Origin of the sequence: Streptomyces sp. NPDC020801 (assembly GCF_044334385.1) — a bacterium.
Lineage (GTDB): Bacteria > Actinomycetota > Actinomycetes > Streptomycetales > Streptomycetaceae > Streptomyces.
Genome location: NZ_JBIRST010000005.1, coordinates 214,403 through 238,290 on the forward strand (window position 1 = coordinate 214,403; position 23,888 = coordinate 238,290).

At 67.6% G+C, this 23,888-nt stretch carries 19 protein-coding genes and 3 pseudogenes; 11 read left to right on the forward strand and 11 right to left on the reverse strand.

Translation table 11 applies throughout. The features are described 5' to 3' along the window. The first annotated feature begins 325 nt into the window (after nucleotides 1–325). Nucleotides 326–972: pseudogene (locus ACH4UM_RS12975) on the forward strand (aldehyde dehydrogenase family protein). Here ACH4UM_RS12975 and ACH4UM_RS12980 read toward each other — a convergent pair. The 4 genes from ACH4UM_RS12980 to ACH4UM_RS12995 are packed head-to-tail and all read right to left on the reverse strand — an operon-like array spanning nucleotide 969 to nucleotide 4,955. Further along, nucleotides 969–2,216 carry an FAD-dependent oxidoreductase gene (locus ACH4UM_RS12980; RefSeq protein ID WP_398177108.1) on the reverse strand — a complete coding sequence of 416 codons (1,248 nt, stop codon included), beginning with the start codon at nucleotides 2,214–2,216 and terminating at the stop codon, nucleotides 969–971. The pseudogene ACH4UM_RS12975 and the gene ACH4UM_RS12980 overlap by 4 nt on opposite strands. A 38-nt stretch (nucleotides 2,217–2,254) precedes the next feature. Continuing rightward, a complete protein-coding gene (locus ACH4UM_RS12985) occupies nucleotides 2,255–2,956 on the reverse strand; it encodes a maleylpyruvate isomerase family mycothiol-dependent enzyme (RefSeq protein ID WP_398177110.1) in 702 nt (233 codons plus the stop codon). Further along, the gene (locus ACH4UM_RS12990) at nucleotides 2,953–3,795 is read right to left on the reverse strand and encodes a fumarylacetoacetate hydrolase family protein (protein ID WP_398177112.1); all 843 of its coding nucleotides are present in this window, start codon (nucleotides 3,793–3,795) and stop codon (nucleotides 2,953–2,955) included. The genes ACH4UM_RS12985 and ACH4UM_RS12990 overlap by 4 nt, the downstream gene beginning before the upstream one ends. After that, the gene (locus ACH4UM_RS12995; RefSeq protein ID WP_398177682.1) at nucleotides 3,792–4,955 is read right to left on the reverse strand and encodes a cupin domain-containing protein; all 1,164 of its coding nucleotides are present in this window, start codon (nucleotides 4,953–4,955) and stop codon (nucleotides 3,792–3,794) included. The genes ACH4UM_RS12990 and ACH4UM_RS12995 overlap by 4 nt, the downstream gene beginning before the upstream one ends. Before the next feature lie 83 nt (nucleotides 4,956–5,038). On the opposite strand from ACH4UM_RS12995, the gene ACH4UM_RS13000 reads away from it, so the two are divergent. From ACH4UM_RS13000 to ACH4UM_RS13040, 9 genes and pseudogenes are all read left to right on the forward strand, one after another. After that, nucleotides 5,039–5,812: an IclR family transcriptional regulator gene (locus ACH4UM_RS13000; protein WP_398177114.1), complete on the forward strand. Its 774-nt coding sequence runs from the start codon at nucleotides 5,039–5,041 to the stop codon at nucleotides 5,810–5,812. Between the two features lie 445 nt (nucleotides 5,813–6,257). Further along, the gene (locus ACH4UM_RS13005; protein ID WP_398177116.1) at nucleotides 6,258–6,635 is read left to right on the forward strand and encodes a hypothetical protein; all 378 of its coding nucleotides are present in this window, start codon (nucleotides 6,258–6,260) and stop codon (nucleotides 6,633–6,635) included. A 122-nt stretch (nucleotides 6,636–6,757) separates the two neighbouring features. Next, nucleotides 6,758–7,731 (forward strand): annotated as a pseudogene (locus ACH4UM_RS13010) (IS481 family transposase). Nucleotides 7,732–8,128: 397 nt separating this feature from the next. Further along, nucleotides 8,129–8,590 carry an AMP-binding protein gene (locus tag ACH4UM_RS13015; RefSeq protein ID WP_398177118.1) on the forward strand — a complete coding sequence of 154 codons (462 nt, stop codon included), beginning with the start codon at nucleotides 8,129–8,131 and terminating at the stop codon, nucleotides 8,588–8,590. A gap of 74 nt (nucleotides 8,591–8,664) precedes the next feature. After that, nucleotides 8,665–8,973 carry a hypothetical protein gene (locus ACH4UM_RS13020; protein ID WP_398177684.1) on the forward strand — a complete coding sequence of 103 codons (309 nt, stop codon included), beginning with the start codon at nucleotides 8,665–8,667 and terminating at the stop codon, nucleotides 8,971–8,973. A 327-nt stretch (nucleotides 8,974–9,300) separates the two neighbouring features. Continuing rightward, nucleotides 9,301–11,373 carry an AAA family ATPase gene (locus ACH4UM_RS13025; protein WP_398177120.1) on the forward strand — a complete coding sequence of 691 codons (2,073 nt, stop codon included), beginning with the start codon at nucleotides 9,301–9,303 and terminating at the stop codon, nucleotides 11,371–11,373. Between the two features lie 926 nt (nucleotides 11,374–12,299). After that, complete coding sequence (locus ACH4UM_RS13030; RefSeq protein WP_398177122.1) at nucleotides 12,300–13,616, forward strand: hypothetical protein; 1,317 nt, start codon at nucleotides 12,300–12,302, stop codon at nucleotides 13,614–13,616. An 870-nt stretch (nucleotides 13,617–14,486) separates the two neighbouring features. Next, nucleotides 14,487–15,035 (forward strand): flavin reductase family protein, encoded by a 549-nt coding sequence (locus tag ACH4UM_RS13035; protein ID WP_398177124.1) that lies wholly within the window; start codon nucleotides 14,487–14,489, stop codon nucleotides 15,033–15,035. Between the two features lie 227 nt (nucleotides 15,036–15,262). Beyond that, the gene (locus ACH4UM_RS13040) at nucleotides 15,263–15,445 is read left to right on the forward strand and encodes a hypothetical protein (protein ID WP_398177126.1); all 183 of its coding nucleotides are present in this window, start codon (nucleotides 15,263–15,265) and stop codon (nucleotides 15,443–15,445) included. 309 nt (nucleotides 15,446–15,754) lie between these two features. Here the strand turns inward: ACH4UM_RS13040 and ACH4UM_RS13045 are convergent, their stop codons facing one another. Further along, nucleotides 15,755–16,402, reverse strand: coding sequence for a TetR/AcrR family transcriptional regulator (locus tag ACH4UM_RS13045; RefSeq protein WP_398177128.1), 648 nt, complete (start codon nucleotides 16,400–16,402; stop codon nucleotides 15,755–15,757). A gap of 370 nt (nucleotides 16,403–16,772) precedes the next feature. Between ACH4UM_RS13045 and ACH4UM_RS13050 the strand changes: the two are divergent. Then, a pseudogene (locus ACH4UM_RS13050) lies at nucleotides 16,773–17,572 on the forward strand (IS5 family transposase); the annotation flags it as partial. A gap of 48 nt (nucleotides 17,573–17,620) precedes the next feature. Here the strand turns inward: ACH4UM_RS13050 and ACH4UM_RS13055 are convergent. From ACH4UM_RS13055 to ACH4UM_RS13080, 6 genes are all read right to left on the reverse strand, one after another. After that, on the reverse strand, nucleotides 17,621–18,220 hold the full coding sequence (locus tag ACH4UM_RS13055; protein ID WP_398177131.1) for a YdcF family protein: 600 nt from the start codon (nucleotides 18,218–18,220) through the stop codon (nucleotides 17,621–17,623). A gap of 394 nt (nucleotides 18,221–18,614) precedes the next feature. Beyond that, nucleotides 18,615–20,327: a (2,3-dihydroxybenzoyl)adenylate synthase gene (locus tag ACH4UM_RS13060; protein WP_398177133.1), complete on the reverse strand. Its 1,713-nt coding sequence runs from the start codon at nucleotides 20,325–20,327 to the stop codon at nucleotides 18,615–18,617. Nucleotides 20,328–20,479: 152 nt separating this feature from the next. Next, on the reverse strand, nucleotides 20,480–21,739 hold the full coding sequence (locus ACH4UM_RS13065; protein WP_398177136.1) for a hypothetical protein: 1,260 nt from the start codon (nucleotides 21,737–21,739) through the stop codon (nucleotides 20,480–20,482). Continuing rightward, nucleotides 21,736–21,987 carry a hypothetical protein gene (locus ACH4UM_RS13070; protein WP_398177139.1) on the reverse strand — a complete coding sequence of 84 codons (252 nt, stop codon included), beginning with the start codon at nucleotides 21,985–21,987 and terminating at the stop codon, nucleotides 21,736–21,738. The genes ACH4UM_RS13065 and ACH4UM_RS13070 overlap by 4 nt, the downstream gene beginning before the upstream one ends. Further along, nucleotides 21,984–22,640, reverse strand: a complete 657-nt coding sequence (locus tag ACH4UM_RS13075; protein WP_398177141.1) for a VOC family protein — start codon at nucleotides 22,638–22,640, stop codon at nucleotides 21,984–21,986. Before ACH4UM_RS13075 ends, ACH4UM_RS13070 begins: the two co-directional genes overlap by 4 nt. 47 nt (nucleotides 22,641–22,687) lie before the next feature. Then, complete coding sequence (locus ACH4UM_RS13080) at nucleotides 22,688–23,449, reverse strand: Asp/Glu racemase (protein WP_398177144.1); 762 nt, start codon at nucleotides 23,447–23,449, stop codon at nucleotides 22,688–22,690. Between the last annotated feature and the right edge of the window lie 439 nt (nucleotides 23,450–23,888).

The following is a 23,888-nucleotide window of genomic DNA, read 5'->3' on the forward strand; positions in this document are numbered from 1 at the left end:
GTGAAGGCGCACCGTCTCAGCGGACCGAGACAGGACCGGTGGCCATCGCCTGAGACGAGGCATGCAGGGGAGAGTGTCATGCCCGACAGTCCGTTCTCGTTCGCCGAAGAGTGGGACGGCAAGACCTACATCGGCGGCTGGGAGGAGTCGGAGGGGGCACTTCGCCGGTTCTTGAGAAGGCCATGGGGGCGGTCCTGGCCCGCACGGGCATCGCTTCCGAGGACGACGTGGCCCGTGCCGCGGTCGCCGCCCAGGCCGGCCGGTGGGGTGGGGCAGGGTGCCCGGACCGCAGCGCGGCGATGTGCTGCGCAGGTTCTCGGAACTTGTGACCGAGCACTCGGCCGCGATCGTCGACCAGATGATTCGAGAGGCGGGCGCGATCAGGGCCAAGGCCGAGTGGGAAGTGCGGATGACCGCCCGCGAGATTCTTGAGGCAGCGATGCTGGGCAGCCAGCCGTCCGGCATTCTGGTGGCTACCGCGGAGCCTCGGCAGAGCGTGGCCCGCCGGATCCCGGTCGGAGTCGTCGGGATCATCACCCCGTGGCACTCGCCACTGCTGCTGGCGGCCCGCGCCGTTGGCCCAGCCCTGGTGATGGGTAACGCTGTCCTGCTCAAGCCCGACGTCCAGACTCCGGTGGTCGGAGGCGGGCTCTTAGCCCGGCTGTTCGAGGAGGCTGGTCTTCCGTGCGGGCTGCTGCACATCCTTCCGGGAGCCATCGAGACCGGTCAGTCACTGGTCAGGCCCCGGGCGTGGACATGGTGAGCTTCACCGGCTCGACCCGTGCCGGGCGGGAGGTCGATGCCGTCGCCGGCGGCCTGCTCAAGCGTCTATCCCTGGAGCTGGGTGGCAACAACGCGTACATCGTGCTGGACGATGCCGACATCGAGCGCGCCGCCGACGCGGCCGGAGGGCGTCCGGACGGCCGCGTACAGGAAGGCGTCAGTCACTTGGCCGCGCCCCCGGCGAGCTAGACCGGCGCCGAGGCCAGCGGGACCGGGGTGAACATGGCGGGCTCCTCGTCCGGGGTGAGCGCGGTCGGGCCGTACACCCAGTCGGTGAATCCGTAGTCGCAGGTGTCCCGAGCTCGCATGATCGCGTTGCGTTGCAGCCGCTCCATGCCGTCGAGGTGCCACAGTTCGCCCCAGGCGCGGGCGGTGGTCTGCACCCGGCGGCAGTGCTCGACGCGGACCGCCTGGTAGGCGGCGAGGGCCGCGTCCCAGTCCGACGGGTTCCGGGCGAGGTGGTGGGCGAGCACCCAGCCGTCCTCGATCGCCATGATCGCGCCCTGCGCCATGTACTGAAGCGGCGGATGCGCGGCGTCGCCGAGCAGGGCGACACGGCCGTGCACCCAGGTGTCGACGGGGTCCCTGTCGAGCATCTGCCACCAGCGGTCGCGCCACATCAGCGGGATGGCCTCGCGGATGGTGTCGCAGGTGCCCTCGAAGGCCGCGTCGAGCTCCTCGGGCCCGCCCCACTTCTCCGTGCCGGAATCGGCTGTCGGCGATGCGAACACGGCGACCTGGTTCAACATCTCGCCGCCGCGCAGGGGGTACTGGACGAAGTGGCAGCGTGGCCCGACGTAGACGAGGACGTCCCGTTCCGCGACACGGTCGGCCCGCACCTGGTCGAAGGGGACGGCCGCCCGATAGGCGACGTAGCGGGAGCTGACCACGTCGTCTCCGACGAGCACGTTCCGAGCCACCGAGTGGAGTCCGTCGGCGGCGATGATGAGGGGAGCCTCCTCGACGCTGCCGTCGGTCAGGCTGATTCGGGCTCCGGTAGTGGTGTTGTCGTAGCCGACGACCTTGCGGTCCGTCAGGAGTTCGACTCCGGCCCGGCGGCAGGCGAGTAGAAGCAGCGCGTGCAGGTCACTGCGGTGGATGACCAGGTACGGGTAGCCGTAGCGGCGTTCGAGGTCCGTGAGGTCGAGCCGGGTGAGTTCGCGGGCGTCGAGGGCGTCGCGCATCACCATGTTCTCGGGGTGCACGCCGAGGCTCTTGGCCTCGTCGAGCAGGTCGTACTCGTCGAGGATGCGAGTGCAGTTGGGCGCGAGCTGGATGCCGGCGCCCACCTCGCCGAATTCCTTGGCCCGTTCCAGGACGCGCACGTGCAGTCCTTCCCGGGCGAGGGCGAAGGCGGAGCTGAGGCCGCCGATGCCGCCGCCGACGATGATCACGTCGGGTCGGCCGCTGTTGGCGAATGAAGCAGGGGACATGGCCTCTTCCTCGAGCGCCTGGGTCGTCGCGGGTGGGCTCACAGCCACGGGGCCAGGGCTGGAGCGGGTTCGCCTCCGGGGGTGGCAAGGCCGATGGCCCGGCCCGTGAGGTAGGCCGCGATCTCGTGGAGTTCTCCGACGAGTTCGACGGGCTGCCCCTCTCCGGGCAGCTCCCAGTGGGTGTCGGAGGTCTTGAGGACGAGCGCCGGTCCCGGGGCCGCGGCGCGCTTGCCGACGACGTCGTCGCACAGCGCGGTGAGGAAGCCGGCCGGCAGGTCGGCGAAGGTCGGTCCGGTTGCCAGGTCGATCGAGTGGACGCAAACCTCGCGGGCACGCATCCACGGCAGTTCGGTCGCAGGCACCGTACGGCCCTGGGCGGTCACCACGGGCGCCTGCCACTGCGTGTCGTCAAGGACGTCCATCACCGAGGCGAGCGTGTCGGCGGACAGGCGCAGCCATGCGGTAAGTTCGGCGGCCAGCAGTCGGGTGCCGTTCTCGATCCCGGCGGTCCGCTCCTCGGGCGAGGAGTACATCGGCGTCGGCTCGCCGGTGGCAGCCCAGTGGACCAGGTTGCACAACGCGTCGGCGTTGGCCGCCACGTGGGCCACGACGTGTTTGCGGCTCCAGCCGGGCAGGGCGCTCGGCACGTCCAGCCCGGCGTCGTCCAGGTCCGCCGCCCTCACGAGCAGATCGGTGCCGAGCCGCGTCCAGCGGCGGGCGTCGTCGAAGGTGCGGCTCATCGGGCGGATGTCCCCTTGACCACGCGGTTCTCCAGGCGGCCGATGCCGTCGATCTCCGTGACCACCGTTTCGCCGCCGAGGAGGAAGCGCTGGGGCCTGCGGGCGTGGCCGACGCCACCGGGTGTGCCGGTGGCGATGATGTCGCCGGGGTTGAGCCGAACGACCGTGGAGACGTACTCCACCAGCGCCACCGGGTCGAAGAGCAGGTCACCGGTGGAGTCGGACTGCATCACCTCGCCGTCGACGGACAGGCGCACGTTGAGGGTGGGACGGACACCGCCCGGTAGCTCGTCGGGAGTGACGAGGTACGGCCCGACAGGCGTGCTGGAGTCCCACATCTTGCCCTGCAGCCACTCGCGGGTGCGGAACTGCCAGTCGCGGCAGGTGATGTCGTTCAGGACGGTGAAGCCGGCGATCGCGTGCTCGGCCTCGGCGCCGCGGGCCCGGCGTACCGGCTTGCCGACGACCACCGCCAGTTCGACCTCCCAGTCGAACTCTTCGGTCTCGTCGGGCCGAACGATGTCATCGTCCGCGCCGATCAGGCAGTCGGCGAACTTGGCGAACAAGGTGGGGTGTTCGGGCAGGTCACGGCCCATCTCCTGAATGTGGTTGCGGTAGTTGAGGCCGACGCACACCACCTTGGAGGGGGCGGGCACCACGGGCGCGTAGTCGGCGTCGGCCACGGGGTACGTCGTCCCGGTCGCGGCGGCGGCCCGCTCGGCCCAGCCGTTCTCGCGCAGCAGGGCGCCGACGTCCGCTGCGTCGAGGTCGACCAGGACATCGCCGTCCAGCTTCACAGCGCGGGTGGCGCCGTCGAGGCGGATGGTCGCGAGCTTCATCGGGTGGTTCCTTCCATGTGGGTGCGGTTGAGCCGGAGGGCCTCGAAGACGGGGGCGTCGCCGAACCGGAACAGGTCCAGGGCGCCGGAGTCGGAGTCGGTGGAGCCGGCCTCGGAGCGCACGGAGAACGGCTGCCAGGACGGCACGACGAACAGGTCGCCGCGCGTCACGGACCACGTCCGGTCGCCGACGGTGACGCTGCCGGAACCGTCGAACACCTGGTAGACCGACGAGCCGGTCTCCCTGGTGGGCGCGGTCTCGGCTCCGCGCGCGATCCGGTGCATCTCGGCGCGGAGGGTGGGCAGCACGTCGGCGCCACTCGCCGGGTCGGTGAAGCGGACGGCCGCGTGCCCGGGCTCGACGGTGCCGTCGAATCCCTCGGCTTCGAGGGCGAGCTGGTCGGTCAGGGCTTTCTCGGTGTGCTCCCAGCGGTAGGCCAGCAGGGGGGTGCCGGGAGCCGTCGTCCCCGCCGCGACGGGCCGCAGACCGGGATGGCCCCATAGGCGCTCGGAGCGCGAGCGGTCGGGGGTGATGCGTTCGGCGGCGCTGATCTCGTCGCGTCCGAACTCGAAGAACTGGGACTCGGTGACGTACTGGAACGGGATGTCGAGGCCGTCGATCCACGCCATCGGCTCGGCGCTGGCGTTGTGGTGGGCGTGCCAGTTCCAGCCCGCCTGCGGCAGGAAGTCGCCGCGCCGCATGGCCACCGGGTCGCCGCCGACGACCGTCCACACACCTTCGCCCTCGACGACGAACCGGAAGGCGTGCTGGGTGTGGCGGTGCTCGGGGGCGTCCTCGCCGGGCATCAGGTACTGGATGGCGGCCCACAGGGTCGGCGTGGCGAATGGCCGTCCGCCCAGCGCAGGATTGGCCAGCGCAATGGCGCGGCGCTCGCCGCCCCGGCCCACCGGGACCAGCTCGCCGGCCTGGGCCGCCAGCGTCCGCAACTGCTCCCAGCGCCACAGGTGCGGCACGGCTCGCGAGCGCGGGTGGGCGGGCATCAGGTCGCCGATCTCGGTCCACAGCGGGACGAGGAGTTGCTCTTCAAAGCCCCGGTACAGCTCTTTGAGCGCCGGGGTGACCTGGGGCTGGTCCGGCGCCGAGACGGCTTCGAGGCGGACGGGGGAGCCTGTAGCTATGTCGGATGCGTCGGATGCGATGGAGGTATCGGTCACGGGGCTCAGCGTGCGCCGTGTTCGTGCCGAAGACATGTAGATTCTGGAGAGCAGAACAGGGAGCCGCCTTGGACAAGCCGCTGAAGAATCCCCCGCCGTACGCCATCGCGAGCGTCGACCACGCCCTGCGGGCCGCGGCGATGCTCCAGCTTGAAGGCGGCCTGACCGTGTCGCAGGTCGCCGAGCGCCTCGGTGTGGCCCGGTCGACCGCGCACCGGCTACTGGCGATGCTCGTGTACCGGGACTTCGCCGTGCAGGACGAGAAGCGGGTCTATCGCGCGGGCCCAGTTCTGGAGCTGGCCGCGCACTCGCAGTCGCAGGTGTCCCGGCTGCGCGCCGCCGCGCTGCCCCATCTGCAGCGCCTGGTGGACCTGCTGGAGGAGACCGCGAACCTGACGATCCGCACTGGTGACACGGCCCGGTTCATCGCCAGCGTCGAGTGCGCGCAGGCGCTGCGCGTGAGCTCCCGCGAGGGCATGGTGTTCCCGGCGCACCGGACGACCGCCGGTCTGCTGTTGCTCGCCGAGCTGGGCGAGGAGGAGCTGACGGAGGTCTACGCGGCCGAACGCTACCGCGACCGGCCGGGAGAGCGCCCCGATCTCGCGGCGCTGCGGAAGGAACTTGCGCGAGTGCGCCGCGGCGGGTTCGCGGTGAACCAGGAGCGCTCCGAGCGGGGACTCGTCGCCATCGGGGTGCCGGTGCGCGATGCGGACGGGGTCGCGCTGGCGGGGGTGTCGGTGTCCCTGCCGGGCGTGCGCTACGACCCGGGCGGACTGCAGTCGCTGGTCGCGACGCTGAACGCGGCCGCGCGCGGCATCGAGGCGGATCTGGCCGCGGGCTGACCTTGACCTGATGGGCGGGGAAGCGCGCCTGGCCACGGGCTCACGCCAACCGGATGGACCCGGTGCCCCCTGGCCGTCGGCTGCCCAACGGCCGGGGCTTCGCGCCGACCCGATCCCCGGCTGACCGGGCTGGCCAGTTGGCTCGTGGTGGCCCGTGGTGTGGAACCGGGGACTGACCACCGGGAGGGGGGATTCCCGCCTGCCCTTGCTGCGGGTTCGGCTTGAGCAGCGCGAAAACCACACCCGAGGTGTCCGTCAGCCACGCGAACCTGCCGACGCCCGGCACGTCGGCCGCTGGCATCAGCTCTGCTGGCAGCTTGCCTCAGGGACATCGCACTGGGCGGACTGACCGTGGCAGAGCCTCGTCGCCCGCCTGGTGGAAGTGGTGCAGGAGGTGAGCGCCTGGGCCGCTCGCGCGGCGGGCTCACCAGCAAGCTCCACCTGAGTGCGGACGGCCACTGCCGCCACGCTGCTGGAGAAGATCCGCATCCCGCGGATCGGGCCGGGCAGGCCCCGCAGGAAGCCCGACAGCCTTGCGGCGGACGAGGCCTACAGCAACGGCCCGTGCCGCATCTGCCTGCGCCGCCGCGGCATGACACACATCATCCCGGAGAAGACCGACAGCGAAGCCGCCCGCCTGCGCAAGGGCTCACGCGGCGGATGGCTGCCCGGCTTCGACGAGGAGCGGTACAAGAATCGCCACAGCGTCAAACGGGCGATGAACAAGCTCAAGCAGTCCGCGGCCACTCGCCACGACGAACACGGCTACGCCTTCCTCGGCGCTGCCACCGCCGCAGCCCTGGTCATCTGGCTTCGCACATGATCGCCCGGACAAGTCCCTAACTGTATTCCGCCAAGAGGTTGGTGACTTGAGTCGGTAGTTGATCAAGAGAAGACCTCCGGGCGTAGTGGAGATGCCTGTCTTCACCACAACCGGAGGTCTTGATGACCCGCGCTAATGCCCGGCTGACCTTTCACGGCAGATGTCTGGTGGTGCGCCGTGTCGTGCACGACCTGCGCCAGGTGGCACACGTGGCCAGGGAGCTAGGGGTGTCGCGTCAGTGCGCGCACCGGTGGGTGGCCCGTTTCCGGGCCGAGGGATGGGGCGGCCTGCACGACCGTTCCGGTCGCCCCGCACCTGCCCGAGGCGTACCCCCGAACACGTCGAGGCCGCGGTGCTCAGTGCACGGCGCGCTCACCGGCGGGGTCCGGACTTCCTCGCCGCGGAAACCGGCGTCCCCGTACGGACCGTCAGCCGCATCCTGCGCCGCCATCAGATCCCTCACCTGGCATCCTGCGACCCGCTGACCGGACTGCCCATCCGTGCCGAACGCCGCAGTCACGCCCGCTACGAACGCGCCCGGCCCGGCGACCTCGTCCACATCGGCGTCAAGAAGACCGGGCGGATCCCGGACGGCGGAGGACGGCGGGCCCACGGCCCCCAAGCCGGCAAGACCTACGCGCAAAAAGAGGCCCGGACCGGCTACGACCACGTCCACGCCGCCCTCGACGACCGCATCCGCCGGGCCTATGCCGAGATCCACGCCGATGAGAAGGCCGACACGTGCGCCGGCTTCCTCACCCGCCATCGTCGCGTTCTTCGCCGCTCACGGCATCGACCGCATCGAACGGGTCATCACCGACAACGCCTGGACCTACCCGCAAGAGCACGGCATTCCGCCGGGCCGTGACCGACCTGGGCGGCCGGGCAACGGTACATCCGCCCCCACTGCCCCTGGACAAACGGTCGAACCTTCAACCGCACACTGCAAACGGAATGGGCATACCGCCAGGTGTTCGCCGGCAACACCGAACGCGACCACGCACTGGCGCCGTGGCTGAGCTTCTACAGCACTCGACGCCGACAATCCGCGCTCGCAGGCCGGCCCCCTATCAGCCGACTGTCACCAAAATCATGACCGAGTACACCTAGCGGCTGGTGAATGACCTGAAGTGACTGCAATGTTGATGATTCGACACGAGTGTGGACCCCGAGTCTGGGGGAGCGCTACATTGCTGAGCATGGAGAACGCGATGTTGTGTCCCCTCCCCGGCGGCAGTAGCTATGAACCGGGGCTGGTGCCATACGCGCAGGAGGCCGTGGTTCGGTACCGGGCTGCGGGCTACTGGAGCGGTCGATCGCCGCCCGCTGAGCTCGTGTCGGCAGCGGCCGCACACCACACCCGGACGGCACTGGTGACTCCCGGCGGCAGCTGCACGTGCGCCGAACTGCTCTCCGACGCACAAGAGTCGCCGCTGGCCTGCTGGAGAAGACCGGCCTGGCGCCCGGTGACGCGGTGATGTTCCAGATGGGGAATGTGGCCGAGACCATCGTCTCCCGCTGGTGCCGCCCGCTCTGGCGGTCCGCCTTCTGGACGACCGCGGAGCCGCCGTACCGACTTCTCCATCAAGGACTTCGTCATCGGCGGGCAGAAGCTCCCTGTCGAGGTGGCCGAGCGCCTGCGGGACGAATTGGGCATCGCCGACCGGCAGAAATTCGGCATGGCGGAGGGATGGCCCGGCGACGCGGGGGAGTGGGTGCGCTTTCACACCGTCGGAACGCCCCTGTCGTCGGCCGACGAGGTGCGCATCCTCCAACCGTACGGGGACCGCGAGGTCCCGGCCGGGACGGCCGGTGAACTCTGTGTGCGGGGCCCGTACACCATCCGCGGTTACTACCGGGCGGAGCGGCACGACGCGCAGGCGTTCACGTCCGACGGCTACTACCGCACCGGTGATCTGGCTCGTCGGCATGCCGTCGACGGCCGGGACTACTAGTCCATCGAGGGACGTATCAAGGACGTCATCAACCGCGGCTGGAGAAGATCCACGCCGAAGAGGTCAAGGACCTGATCATGCGTCACTTGCACGTCGCCAACGTCGCTGTCGTGGCGATGCCCGAGAAGGTGCTCGGTGAGTGGGCCTGCGCCCACCTCGTCATGGAACCGGGCGTGCCTGCCCTGACCGTAGCCTCACTCGGACGGCTCCTGCTGAAGCAAGGGCGGGCCAAGTACAAGTTGCCGGAGCGGGTTGAGATCGTGGCGTCGCTGCCGCTGTCGAACATCGGCAAGGTGTCGAGCGGACCGCTGCCATCCCGACCGGTTCGCATCGACGCCCCACCACAACCCAGGTACAGGCTCGGAATTCTGGAGAGATCATGAATCGCAAACTCCATGTCGTCCTTGGCTCTGGCCCGGCCGGCCTTCCTCTGGCCGAGCGACTTCTTGTCCAGATGAGGCTGTACGCATCGTGAACCGGTCGGGTCGCACTGCGTTTCTCCCCGGTGCAATCGCGGACGCTGCCGACGCGGGCCAGATGCGCCGGTTCTGCACCAGTGCCGCCACCGTAGACAACTGCACGCACGCGCTCTGCCGCTGGAGGGAGGAACTGCTGCCCGGCTGCAGTCCGCGGTGCTGGCCGGGGCTGGCGCTGGTGCAAAGACCGGCATCGGCGGTGGTGGAGGCGGCCGCGAGGCGGGTAGGCCTGCCATGACCCCGGGGAACGACGGTTCGCTCGGCTGGCAGCTGATCACTGCGCGCGACCGGGCGTTCGTTGGACGGACGGCAGAACGAGCACTGTTCCGGGCGGCGTTGGCGGGAGAGCCCGGCGCCTGCCCCGTGCTCTATCTGCACGGGCCCGGCGGAATCGGCAAGTCCACCTTGCTGCGACGGTTCGCACAGATGGCACGGGAATCGGGACGCCGTGTTGTCGAGGTGGACGGCCGGACGGTCTCCCCCACGCCGGAAGGCTTCACGGAGGCCGCCGGGAAGGCGGTCAGCGAGCCGGAGACGGTTCTCCTCGTCGACACGTTCGAGCGTTGCCGGGGCCTGGAGGGATGGCTGTGGGAGCAGTTCCTCCCGAGGCTGCCGCTGGGAGCGGTCTCCGTGGTCGCGGGACGGGAGGCACCCGATCCGGGCTGGATCTGCGACCCGGGATGGGCGGACGTCCTCCACTTCAGGGCGCTGCGGAACCTCTCCCCCGACGACGCCCTCGTGTTCCTGCGGATCCGTGGCGTACCGGCGACGGCACATCACGCGCTATTGTCCTTCGCCGGCGGCAACCCGCTCGCCCTGGCGCTGGCCGCTACGGTAGCCGTCAGGGACGTCTGCAAGATGCCCGAGCTGCCTCAGGATTGGCTACCGGGCCAGGATGTGACCGCGACGCTGATACCGCGGCTCGTGGGCTACCCGCCGAGCCCCGAACACCGCAAGGCGCTGGAGATATGCGCTCACGCCTACGTGACGTCGGAGGCATTGCTGCGCGCCCTGCTCGGCGACTGTGCCCCCGAACTTTTCGCCTGGCTGCGCGCTCAGCCGTACATCGAGTCCACCCCCTCCGGGCTGTTTCCGCACGACGTGGTACGCGAGACACTTGTGGCCGATCTGCGCTGGCGCGATTCCGATGGATTCACCGCCCTGCACAAGCAAATGCATCAGTACCTGTTCGAGCAGCTCCGTACCGCCCCCGCCGCGCAGATCCTCCCGGCGACCGGTGCCCTGTTGTACTTGTACCGGAACGACGGCCACACGGCCCACTTCCACGACTGGCGCAACGCCGGCCTCGTCTACGATCAACCTTGTGTTGCCGCTGACGAGGCCCGTGTACTGGAGCTGATCGAGGAAGCCGAGGGATCCGAGTCCGCCGAGATCGCCAGGTACTGGCTCGACCGGCAGCCCGCCGCGTTCCGCGTGTACCTCTCGGCGCAGACCGATGACATCATCGCCTGCTCCGCATGGCTGCAGCTCAACGAACCGCAGGGTGAGGAAGTGGACCCGGTGGTGGCTGCGGCCTGGGCTCACGCCCGCGCCAACGAGCCGCTGCGCGCGGGGGAACACCTGGCCGTGGCCCGCTTCAACGTCCACCCACCAAAGTACCAGCGGCCGTCGCCGCCCTTGACCTTGACCCAGTGGCGTGCGATGGGTGAGATCTTCCGCGCGGACCGACTGGCCTGGTCCTTCCTCGTAACGCGGCACGATGGCTATTGGGACGACCATCTGGCGCACTACGACATGTTCCCTACAGGCATCACGCCGACGGTCGGCGAGCACCCGTACCGCCTGTTCGCGCACGACTGGCGGGCGCAGCCCGTCATCCCATGGCTGATGGCGAAGACCGACGCCACACTGACGGGCATCGCCCCGGGCGTGGACACGATATTCGGCGTGCCGGGCCAGGAGATGCCACGGCAGCAGAGCGAGCTCGTCGTACTGTCCCGGCCGGAGTTCGACACGGCCGTACGGGACGCGCTACGCGCCCTGCGGCGGCCCGATGCGCTCGCCGAGAACCCGCTCAACCGCTGCCGACTGGTCGTGGAGAACGGCGGGATTCTCATTGATGTCCTGACCCGTGCCATCGAAGCCCTCCCGCAGGAGCGCGGCGGCGACAAACGCCATCGTGCCATCACGACCGCCTATCTCGGGGCCGTACCCACCCAGGAGGCCGCGGCCGAACGCCTTGGGCTGCCCTTCAGCACTTTCCGCCGCCATCTCACCTCGGCGGTGACGCGCGTCAGCGACGCCCTGTGGCGCCACGAACTCAGCGGAGCACGAGTCTATAAATAGAATGACCCTATCCCGCTTTGGGGCGTTCTCGGGGTTGTTCCCCCTGATCATCGAGGACGTGGTCGACCAGGACGAGTGAATCCTGGTGCAGGCACGGGCGCCGCACGGGACGGCTGCTTGCCCGGTCAAAAGGTCTCGCGTTCGCCCCGGCCCTCCTCCGTCCCGATGTCTGGTAGCTACGTACCGCAGTGAACCGGGCCCAGCCCGCGCGGACACGAGCAGGAGGCCCGGTGCGCCTGGCAGCCGCGCCGATTCATGGCCCTTGCGCACGCGATTCCCGGCCGAACTGGTGACGGCTGCGGTCACCGAGGACTTCCTCGCGACCATCCGCTGAGCCCCCTGGCCAAGACCATCTCCCAGCAGCATCCTTTGCTGGGCCGGAGGCCCTGCTGCATCCAAGGGTGCGGGGAGGTCACCAACTCCCGATCGAGGTGTTCATCCGGCAGCCCGGCATTGAGCCGCTTTCGGCCCGCGGGCCCTGCGGAGGCAATTCCTGCGTACGTCAGCGGTAAAGCTCTCGCGACGAGTGGACCCCGACACCCGCAAGATCCGGATACGGAGGGGCGGCCCTCTGACGCCCGACCATCCGAGGTAGGCGACGTCCGGCACCCTCGTCCGCCGGCTGAGCCAACAACGCGCCGACCCGCGCTGGAAACACCGCGAAGTGCCGACTGAGCAGATGTTCGCCGAACTGGTCAACAAAGTGATCTGGAAAATGAGCACCTGACTGCCGCAAAGTAGTTGAACGGCAACCCAAAAGGGTCGCCCATAGAAGCAGAGGAGACGATCAATGAACGCAGAAAAGATCGAGCGCTTCAGGACCCTGAATCCGGCCAAGCCGGCCCGCGGCGGGTTCTAATTCGCACAACGTGGCGGGGGGCGCCCATCGGCGTCCCCCGCCACCTCAACGGAAGAGGGTCAGCCGGATGGAGCACAACCCAGAAGTGGCGAACTCATTCGCCGCATGGCTTTACCGACCGTACCTAGACCTTGGTGAGCGTGAGGCGGACGGAAACTATCACACGCTGGGGCTTGAGTTGGCCTCGAAAGCGCTGTGCGAAGGCCGCAACGACTACGCGCGAGTTCATGTTGCGCTGTACCCGTCAGCCCGGCGGTTGCTCGTGACGCGCGTGGGTCATCCCAGGCACCTCGCCGAAGACCCCACTGATTTGCCTGCGGAGCTGAGGACCGCCGCTTGGCAGTCGCTCTGCGACCACCTCGACGCCTTCGATGATCTCGACGGGAACGCTCGGCTGCGCGTTCTCTGGTTGCTCCACCAGCTGTGCCTGTCCTCAGCCATTCTGGTGCACGATCAGCGTGACTACACACGCGGGGCAGCGAAGTTGTCGGATGAAGACGCTGCCCTGTTGCACATGCGGGGCTTCACCAAGGTCCATCTCTTCCGTGATGGCGCGATTCCGCTTGACCTGACGGATTTGCAGCGTATCGAGGACCTTGCAAGGCCTGGCTCCTGGGCGCACGTCGAAGCCACGTATGTCTTGGCACAGACCGCGTTGAAGTCATTGAACGATCTGGCCAAGTTCAGTGGGCACCTTGACCGGCACAGGCGGTCCATTGATGCAGCGCAGGGGGGTGATCACGAACGCAATAAGCTGCTGAGCCGCTACCATCGCATCTTCGCAATGGGCCCCCAATTGACCGGAGACCTGACAGAGATGTCCAGGGAGATGGACCTGGCGCAACGCCACTGCGACCTCATGCTGCGTGATGACGAGAACACCACAGCCGAGTGGCAGATTCTCCAGGCCGGTATCCTGGAGAGCAGGATCAAGGAACGACTGGTCTGGGGCGATCTCGACGGCGCGGATCGGTATGCGCGCACGCTTGTGTCCCGCTATCCGTCTGATCCGCGGGCGCGCTTGGAACTGGGGCAGGTGCTTGTCGAGAAGGGCGAACTGGATGGTGCGGTGGACGCCTACCGTTGGGCCTCGATCGTGGGACCACACGTTGCTCAGATAGCCGAGTTCATGATGGGGCAGTGCTTCGAGCACATGGGACGTGCGGGTGACGCGCGAGCGTCGTATTTGCGCTCCCTGGAGACCGACCCGCTGGCGATCTCAGCGATTCAGCGCCTCTGCAACGGGGGCCTGGCCACTGAAAATCCACAACTGGCTTCATGGGCTGTGCGGCACCTGGCGTCACTTCAGGAACACGAGTCGCCGAACGAGGACCAGTTGGACGCCTACCAGGAATACGCCGGCTTGCTTGGTGGCGGTGCTTGATCGCGGACGGTGGTGGCGCCGCTTTCCTGATGCGGACGGCATACGCCGGTGCCTTCCCGTCGACGCTGGCACCGAGCCGTCGTACCAGAGGTGCGAGGCCGTAGTCTCAAGGCCCGGCCCGGTGTCCGAGAAGGGGCCGCGAGTGGACGGCGCGCTACGCCTGGGCGTGGCACGCACGGCCACGGTGAGGGAGCCGTCCAGCCGGGCCGCGGCCTTTCGGCCTGAATGTGGGTGCCGTCACCCCTATGTGACGACCTGCGTGTGTTCCTGGATGAGGCCGCCGAGTCGATCGCGTCGATGGATGTGGGGCGGTGAGCAGTTTGGGCTCGGTGAGTCGGTAGGGCACCCACGGTTCGAGCGATAGGTGCGGCCTGTGTCGGTGCCGTGCTCCGCATACTCACTGAAGACGCGGCGCAGGTGACACTCTCCCGTGATCAGGATGCGATCGGTTGCCTCACGTCGGCATGACCGATCCAGCGTTCCGTGATCGCGTTCATCCGAGGCCCAGCAGGCGGTGCGGGGACCACACGTATGTCCGTACGCGCTGCCGCGGCAGCCGCCGGACGCACCGAGCCGCCCGGGATCAGCGTGTTCTTCCGCCCGATCCTCGCTCCCGCCGAGGAACTGGTCCGGGAACGGCCCACCGCAGCCTGGCAGCCATCAGGGCTGGGGCGGGACGCCCGTTCTTCCACCACCAGAACGGCGAGCGAGCACGCCAGAACGCCGGGTCCGGCGGCTGCTCGCGGCGGCTGCCAAGACCGACCTCCACGACCGCGCCCTGTGGACCCCACCGCCACCGCGACCGGCGCGGGCGGCAACACCACCGCCCTCGCAGGCACCCCGACATCAACGCCTACGAAGGGAAGCAGCATGACCGTGTCCATCGACCGCCCCGCCACCGAACGGGGCACTGCCCTCACCGAAGCCGATGAGGGCGACCGGGGCGACATACTGCGCCGCACCCTGCGGAGGCACGCGGCCGGCGTCACGGTCATCACCGTGCCGGGCCCCGCCGGGTTCACCGCGACCTCGTTCACCTCGGTCTCGCTCGACCCGCCCCTGGTCTCGTTCTACCTCGGCGCCACTGCCTCCACCGCTGGCTCCGTCCAGCGCGCGGACCGCTTCGCCGTCCATGTGCTGGGCGCCGACAACACTGCGCTCGCGTGGCAGTTCGCCCGCGGTGGCATCGATCGCTTCTCGGATGTCTCCTGGCAGGACGCAGGTGACGGACTCCCCGTACTGGAGGGAGTACCGGCCTGGCTCACCGCTCGCGTGACCCGGTGCGAACAGGTCGGCGACCACTTCCTCGTCATCGGCGAGGTTGAGTCCGGCGGCGGTCCCGCCGAGGGCCCCGCCCTCGTCCACCACAACGGCGCGTTCGCCACGGTGGTCAGACTCACGCCTCCGACCGCCATGTGAGACGCGCGGACCTTGTCGTCACCGAGTTCCCTGGCCGGTGAAACCGACCTCCTCCATGGTGCTGCGCAGCTCTGCCGCATATCGGGTAACCAATGACCCACCTGAGTTTTCCGTGATCCGCAAGCTGGGGACTTGTCCGGGCGATCATGTGCGAAGCCAGATGACCAGGGCTGCGGCGCTGGCGGTGCCGTGGAACACGTAGCCGTGTCCAGATCGATCCCGGCTGGATGGACAAGGCAGTGCGTGGGTATGTCGCGGCCGGTGCGCACTATCGGCGCGCCCTGCGCCGTATCGACCGCTCACGCACCGAGTTCACAGTGGTGTCGACGACTCTGTCCGCCGACACCACTGACATCATGACTGTTCGGATCCATCGCCCGCCGGACATCACCACGCACGCAGCGGCATGAACCCCGGTGGCGGGTGCCGGCCGACGACGGGGAGCCTGCACCGGGGGCAGCAAGGCCCACTGCGAAGCCGTGTCGGCCCTGGACCACGGCTTCGGACCGCGCGGATTGCCCTGCACACCGACTGAGCTTCGGCACGCGCCGCGACGAGCACACCTGTGCACAGGTCCAGCCCTCCAAACCCGCAAGGGTTGCACAAAGCAACACTCAACATGGGCCCGGCGCCTGCTCATTGACGCCCATGGGAGGATCTGGGGCGATGCGGGCCCTGTCGTCGTCGGGGCGCGACACAGTACGCGCGCACGGCGGGCGTCATTCGCCCTTGAGCATGCTCTCCAACCGGTCGAGATCTTCGCGGAGCAAGCCGACCATGTAGGGGATGCCTTCGGTTCCCGAGGGTGACCGTTTGGCGATCAGTCCGCCCAGTGCGATGTCCGTGAGGCCAGCTGCCAGCAGTTGGGGCGTCGCCGCGCCGGCGCCGGAGTGACGCGGGTACCAGAACGCAACCCAGTTGGAGACCCCGAGGAGGCTAAAGGCTGCCAATTCCGCATCCACCGGACGGCAGGAGCCCTCCTTGATCGCCTGAGAGATCAGATCCTTGAGTGAGGCCAGAGTCTGCCTGCGCGCCTGCAGATGCTGTTCAGCAAGGGGTTCCGGCAACGCACCCTCACTGGTCAACAGCAGCCTGAAGCGTTGTGGGTGGAGCGCCACGATCAGCGCCATATTCGTGACGGCCTCCCGCAACCGGTCGATCGCCGGGCGTGAATCGGGCCGCGCGAGCCGCTGCACGTCCTGGGAGGTGGGCAGCGTGAAGCCCTGCACAAGGCTCTCCAGCAGCTCATCCTTGTTTCGAATGTAGTGGTAGATACCCGTGCGGGTGAGGCCGACTGCCTCCGCCAGCTCCTGCAGAGACGTCCCCGCCACACCCTTACGGGCAAAGAGCTGCTCGGCTGCCTCCATGAGCCGGTTCATGACCATCTCGTGCCGAGCTGGGCTGCGCATCGTGGGCTTAGACATACCGGCATTAAACCGGTCGAAAGGCCGCTTGTCAGAGTCTTGAGCTGACAGATTCGTCAAAAAACGTGACGCGGATGAGCAGCTGTAACGCACACATTACCGCAGACTGCGCTGCCGAACTGCGACAGGTAACGCATTACATCGACGCAGACGTCAACCATGTCGCCCCGCCCTTGGACAAGGAGCACCTGCGTCGGACCCTGCGGGTCGGCCGCACCGACGGATCGCGGCCGCCGCCCTGGCCCAGCAGGCCGCCGGGCTATAGAACTCCCAACGAAATGATCTTCGAGGTGATTGGATCACTCCGGGGCCGATGATCCGGGGGTGCGGGGTGGAGCGGCCGAAGCTGTGGGAGGTCGACGATGAGCTGTGGGAGGTGATTGAGCCGCTGTTGCCCAAGATGGAGCGTCGGGCTCGGCTCCCCGGGCGCAAGCGGCATCCGGACCGGCTGGTGTTCCAGGGCATCCTGTTCATGCTGCTTCATGGGACGCCTGGGAACACCTGCCGCAGGCATTCGGCTTCGGCTCAGGCATGACCTGCTGGCGCCGCCTGACTGCATGGACTGCAGCCGGGGTCTAGCGCGGCTGCACGAGGCTCTCCTCGCCGAACTGCGCAGCGCGAATGCCCTGGACCTCTCCCGGGCAGCGGCCGACGGCTCCCACATCCGGGCGTTGAAGGGGCTCCAAGACCGGACGAAGCCCCGTTGACCGGGGCTGGACGGGCAGCAGGCACCATCTGATCACTGGCGCGACCGGCGTCCCGCTCGCCGCCACCGGCGGCAACGGCAACGATGTCACCCAGTTGATCCCGCTCCTGCAAGCTGTGCCGGCAGTGCGGGGCAAGCGCGGGCGGCCCCGGTGCCTTCCGGACTTGGTGCTGGCGAACCATGGCCGTGACCAGGACAGATACTGCCCGTCTGGTCTGGGCTCTCGGTGTGAAACCGCTGATTGCCCGCCGCGGTACCGAGTACGGCTCCGGCCCGGCGGCCACCGCTGGGTCGTGGAGCGCGTCTTCACTCATCTGCACGCGTTCCGCCGCCTGCGGATCCGCTGGGAGGTCCGCGACGACATGCACCAAGCCTTCCTCACTCTCGGATGCAGCATCATCTGCTGGCGTCGACTCAAGAGCCATCGTTTGTGGCATCGACGCAACAGCGGCTGTCTACGGCGAGACCTTCCGTTCGTCGACTTTGAGACCGCGGAGTGTCCAAAGTCCGTACAGAGCCAGCAGCGGTTTGACGATCATCCACTCGCCAGGGCGGTAGTCATCCGCACGCACGAGCCTCTCGGCAAGATCAGGGCGCTGCCGCTGCAGGTACGCGCGGGCCTTGAGCGCGTGAGCTGGTTGGGAGGCGATCTTGATGCGGTCGATGTCTTCAAGCAGTGGGATCACGTTCGTGATGTTCTCCCACGTCGTCCGGCTTTGATCTTCGAGTAGCACTGTGCCGTTGAACGTGAGCACCGACTTCGCGTAGTCAGCCATCAACTGGGCCTCGGCGGCGCCACTGCTGGTCGCACCGCCGCTGAAGATCACGCGAGTGCCACGCGCACTGTCAGCGACGACGGAGCGGATTCCAGCATGGACTCGCCAGCGGTTGATGAAGTTTGCCGTCGCTTGGGGGTTCCGGTATCCCAGCACGACCACAGCCTCGGCAGCGCCCTCACTGTTCCCCACGAGAGCTCGCGACCAACGCCAGTTCAACCACTCGCCCCAGGCCAGGGCTGCCGCCCCAGCTATGGCCACTGCCGTCCTTCGTCGCATGCGGCGACTCTAGGGCACCGCGGTGTCGGGCAATGAAGGCACCAGCGGCGCTACAAACGACGCATTCTGTCAGGAGCTCTTGGAGGTCGTCGTTTTTCCCTTCGGGTGATGGTGCCGCGTCTCTGCATCAAGCGATTGAAGTGCCGGCCAGTGACGTTGTGCCGCTTGTACAGGTGGAAGGGCGGGCCGAATCCGACTGCTGCGCCAGGGCCCGTTGCGCACCTGTCGGCCCGCCCCGGACCGGACATCGGCCGACCAGGTGCCTGAGCCGCCCCATCGACGCCCAGGATGGCGACGGTCGAACGAACTCCCGCTCGATGTCTCATAGTTCATGGCCCGTAGCGCCCGACCGTGAGATCCACCAGACAAGGTCGCTTTGACGACGGACCCTCGCTCAGGCGTCCGAGGTCAGTTCTTCAGCCAGCTTGCGGGCGATGTCGTCGCGCAGCTCCTTCTTCGCCACCTTCCCCACGTTGGACAGGGGCAGCGAGGCCACCGGCTCGACTCTCTCAGGCAGCTTGTACTTAGCCAGTCCCTGCGCCAGCAGAAAGGTACTCAGCGACTCAACAGTGAGCGGCTGCGTACCCGGTTCCAGGACAAGATAGGCGCATCCGCGCTCGCCGAGCACCTTGTCAGGCATGGCAACCAGTGCGACGTTCGCTACGTCCGGGTGTCTCATGATCAGTTCTTCGACCTCGTCCGCGTGGATCTTCTCCACGCCGCGGTTGATCACATCTTTGATACGTCCATCGATGGAATAGCAGGTCACGCCATCGATGACATGTCGACGCGCGAGGTCACCGGTGCGGTAGAAGCCCTCGGCCGTGAATGCTTCTGCATTGTGCTGTTCTGCGCGGAAGTAGCCGCGAATGGTGTAGGGCCCTCGGACGCACAGTTCGCCGATTTCACCGTCAGCAACCTCGATGTCTGTGTCGGGCTGCAGGATGCGGATCTCGTCCGCCGGTGAGAGCGGGGCACCGACAGTGTGGTGACGCAACTGCTCGCTTGCGTCTCGAGGCGTCACCAGGAACATACCCTCCGCCATGCCGAACTTCTGCCGGACCTGGATCCCCAGCACATCGCGAAGCCGCTCGGTGATCTCCATGGCCAGCTTCTGCCCGCCTACGATGAAGTCCTTGATGGAGGACATGTCGGTTCCCCGGCTGCGCGGTTCTTCAAGAAGACGCACGGCCAAGGCAGGCGGCACCAACGGAATCACGTCGGGCCGTGTCGCTTTGATCAGATCCAGCAGGGTGTCGATGCTCGCCGAGGGCGCCAGCACCAGAGTGGCCCCGCTGAGCAGGGCAGGTTGCAAAGCGACTGAGATTCCGGCGTTGTGCATGATGGGCAGCGGGTAGAGCGCCACCGTTCCTGGCCCCCAGCCGAGTTTGCCGGCCCATGCAGAGGCGTTGTACGCGTACTCCTCGTGCAGCCGAGGGGCGACCTTGGGCAAGCCGGTGGTGCCGCCTGAAAGCTGGAAGACGGCCACCTGCCCTGGATCGAGGGTGCGGTAGGGGAGATCAGCAGGGTCCACGGACATACCTATGCGCAGCAGGTCGGTGTATGCGACCGCAGAATCGAAGACAGAGCCACGCGCGACAATGACGTCGTCGACCACGCCTTCGGCAAGCAGTTCGCGGGCATGGACCGGGAGCCGGCCGCGCCCGAAGTCCGCCTGGAATATCAGTCCCCGCGCACCGACATGCCGGGCGAGGACGCTGATCTCGCGGACACCGTGCTGAGGCAGTGTGCACACGGGGCGTATGCCTGCCATCAGAGATCCCAGGTAGGACACCACGGTCTCGACCACGTTGCCCATCTGAAACATCACCGCGTCGCCAGGCCGCAGGCCGGTGGTCTCCGCCAGGCCGGCTGCAAACCCCTCGGCACTGGCGTACAAGTCCCGGTAGCTCAGGGTTACCTCGGCAGTGACCAACGCCGTCCGGTCGGCGTGCTTGAGTGCCGCCGCCTTGAGCTCGGCCGGAAGCGTCCGGCCGTTCCAGTAGCCTGCCGCCCGGTAGTTGGCTACGACGTCTTCCGGGTAGGGAACGACGCCTGCTTCCCGGGCTCCGCCGCTGGGAAATGAGGGAACTTCACGGTGCAGCATATTTGTCAATTTAAAGGCTCTTCTCATAAAGTTCCACGCTTGACCATTCGCTTGAAAGCGAAGACAGGAGTGGCGGTCGGCAGTCCCTGGGACCGGGGCGGGTAGCGTGGCCCATTCGGCGGCCAGCTGTTCGGGCGGCGTAGCTGGGCCTGCTACCTGGATACTGAGGTTGCTGTGGGGAAGCGTTCATCAAGCCAGCCGGCCATGACCTCACCCGCCAGCGTTGCACCGGAAGTCGCACCGTCGACAATGGGCGCGCCAAAGTGCCGGCCCTCCACACGTACGTGGGTGACGTCGTCGGAGGCGAAGGCCTTGGCGATCTCGCGGGCATCGGACGGGAAGCATGCTTGGTCACCTGTCAGCTCGACCAGGAGGACCGGCACATTCACGCTTGCAGCACAGCGCAGCAGGCCTGCCCGGCTGGAGATGCCGGACCAGGTCGATAGCCACGCTTCGGGGGTCGTGAGGCGGCCGAAGCCGACGATCCCGTAGTTGGTCAGGTCCGGCCGATGACCGAACAGCGAGCCGTATGGACGGTCGTTCGGGTCCAGGGAGAGGTCGACGCCCCGTAGGTCGGCATCCGTGCGATGTACGACGATCACTCCGGAGGCCAGGGTTTGGCGTCGGGCGCGCGGGTCCTTGTTGATGGCATAACGGTGGCGGGCTTTGGCCGATTCGGCGACCCGTTCCCGGGCGACCTGGTCGATTCGTTCGACGCGGGAGTGCTGCGCCTGGCGATAGGTCTCGATGAAATCGGCCGAGTAACGGGACGAGGCGGGCGGTGCAACGAACCCGTTGCGCGGGTCGTAAGGGTCGAGTGTGGGGTCGATCGACATCGGATCGTTCTCATCGACGACCGAAGGGTCGATCACGCGCATCAGCAGGCGGCCCTGGCCGGGATGGGGTGCCATGAGCAGAAGGCCGTCCGGCACCGGCATGACGGTTTCCGCCAGCGGGACGGGCTTGCCGCCCGGGGTCGCCGTCTCACGCCGGGATGCAGGCAAGCCGGCCTGCTCGATGTAGAAGGCGGCCAGCGCTGCTCCGCCCGAATGCCCAACGGAGACGACGGCGTCGAAGCCGCAATCTCGCACAAAGGCGTGCCCGGCGGCCATGTCGAGCAGTGCTTGTTCATGCAGCAATGTCAGGTCATTACCGGCCGAGCGTGTGTTCTGCGTCCACACCGCGTATCCACGGCTGAGCAGTTCCGGTACCAGGACATGGTGAGAGAAGTCCTGGCGCGGGTGCATGAGGACGGCAATGGTCGTGGCGCCGGGGATGGTCCGCAGCAGCCCGCTGACCGTCGCGCCGTCATGAGCCGTCAGTTGATGAGCCGTGGTGACCGTATGTGCTGGGACGTCGGCAGCCAGCATGTAGCGTCCAGCGCCCAGCCGCTCCCCGCTCGGTGTACTCATCGCGCGGTCACCCTCAGCGCGTCCTTGTCCTGCTGGATGATGATCGAGTCCTTGAGGCCGGCCACGGCGCTGTACCAGACGGCGTGGCGGCAGCCGGTCGCCCGGCGGTCGATGACGATGTCGTCGTCATCCGCGGTGACCTGGTAGTACGGGCCGACCATGTCGACGCTGACCACCGGATCCTGAGCCGCGACCCTGACGACGCCCTCGTTCTCCGGGACGTCGAGTACATAGATACGGGCGGTCATGACTGCATCAGCTCCTGCGCATCCTTGGGCTGGGCGTCCGCCCAGGCGGCAGCCCTCTCGACGATCAGCTCTGCCTTGCGCATCAGAAGCTTGTCCATCGACGGCTCCTCTCCCTGGGAGACCTCGCAGAGGGCATCGATCGTGAGCGCCGCGTCGAGATCCTCCTGCGGAGTCACCGGGCGCAGCGCGCGGGTGATCTCGATCATGTATCCGTTCGGGTCGTGGGTGTAGATCGACTCGATCGTCTCGTGCATGACCTGCATCGCAACCGGCCACTCGGACGCGTCCAGTCGGCGCCGGTACTCCAGAAGGTCCTCCTCGTCCTCGACGTGGATCGCGAGGTGACGCGAGTTGAGGAAGAACTCGGGAGTGTCGTGCTCCAGCCGGGCCCAGGCGTCGCCCGGTGCGCTCCGGTCGCCGAACGGCTCCGTGCCGAAGTAGTAGAAGAACGCGATGCGGTCCCCGTTGCCGATGTCGAAGAAGAAGTGGATGAAGTCCGGGTGCTTCTCCGGGCCCCAGCCGGCCGCACAGATCGAATGGACGACGGGAAACCTCAGCACATCGCGGTAGAACCGGGTGGTGGCTGCGGGGTCGAAGGTCGGGAACGCCGCATGGTCGACGCCCTGGACGCGGTGTTCGGGCTTCTTTGTCACGATGCTCCTTGATCGTTGGTGGGCGGGGGACGGGGGCTGCGGCGCAGTCATGCGGCCGGTACGGGCGCGTCGGCACGCAGCAGTGAGCCGGCGCCCGGGATGTTGACGGGCAGGTTGAGGCTGCGCAGGATCGCATAGGCCCCGGCGGTAGCGGCGGAGATCACCGGCAGGCCCAGCTCGTCCTCGGCCCACTGCACTAGGTCGAGCGACGGCATCTGCACGCAGGCCGAGATGACCACCACATCGGCGGTGTCGAGGTCCAGGCTGCGCGCCGCCTCCATGACGCGGTCACCGGGAATGCAACCGACGTCGCTGTTGTCCGCCACCTCAAGGGCACGCCAGTCGACTACATCGAACCCTTCGGACTCGATGTAGTCGACAACCTTCTCGGCAAGCGGCTTCATGTACGGCATCACAAGTCCGATTCGCATGGCGCCGAGATCCTTCAGTGCCTTCACCAGAGCCCCGGCACTCGAGATGACCTTGGTGTCGGAGCCTCCAGTGGCGAGCTGCTCTGCCACAGCCAGTTCGACGTTACGGTGCTCGCCTCGACCGGTCGCCATGATGGCCACCAGACAGGCGTACAGGACCACGTCGACACCTGCATCGCCGATCTCCAGCACACAGCGCTCACGCTGGGCGTTCATGGCACGCAGCTGCTCCGGGGTCACGGCGTGCATCCGCATGCGGCTGGAATGAAACGTGAACGCTGTGCGCTCTGCCCGGGTCAGGATGCGGGGCAGCTCCGTCTCAACGGTCACGTTCGAGCTGGGGACGACCAGTCCGACTCTCTTCACCGTGGCAGGCACCGTTGCTCCATTCATTATTTGACATTGGCGACGATTATCTGACGTCATCGTCAAAACGTCAACGCCTCTTGGCCTCCTTGAAGGAGCTTCGCAGTCGGTCAGCGCAGGGACGGCGATCATCGATAGGCGTCTGGGAAGGCGGCTTGATGCCGTCATGCAAACGGTCAGCGGCCTCGCTGCCTCACACGCAGCCCATGTAGGGCGGCAGCCCCCGGTCACACGCCAGACGCCTGCTGCGACGTGGACTGGTACCGGCACGCCGTGCTCGTCCATGTCGAGAGCGTTCACTTCCGCTACTCGACTGCCGACGGCGGATCAGCCAGCCCTGTTCGCTGTGGCGATGGAGCCGTCCTGCTGACACAACCAGTGGCCCGGTCCAGGCGGGAGCGTCGGACCGGGCCATAGCGGGGCAGCGCGCGGTGCCCCGTGTCCGGGGTCA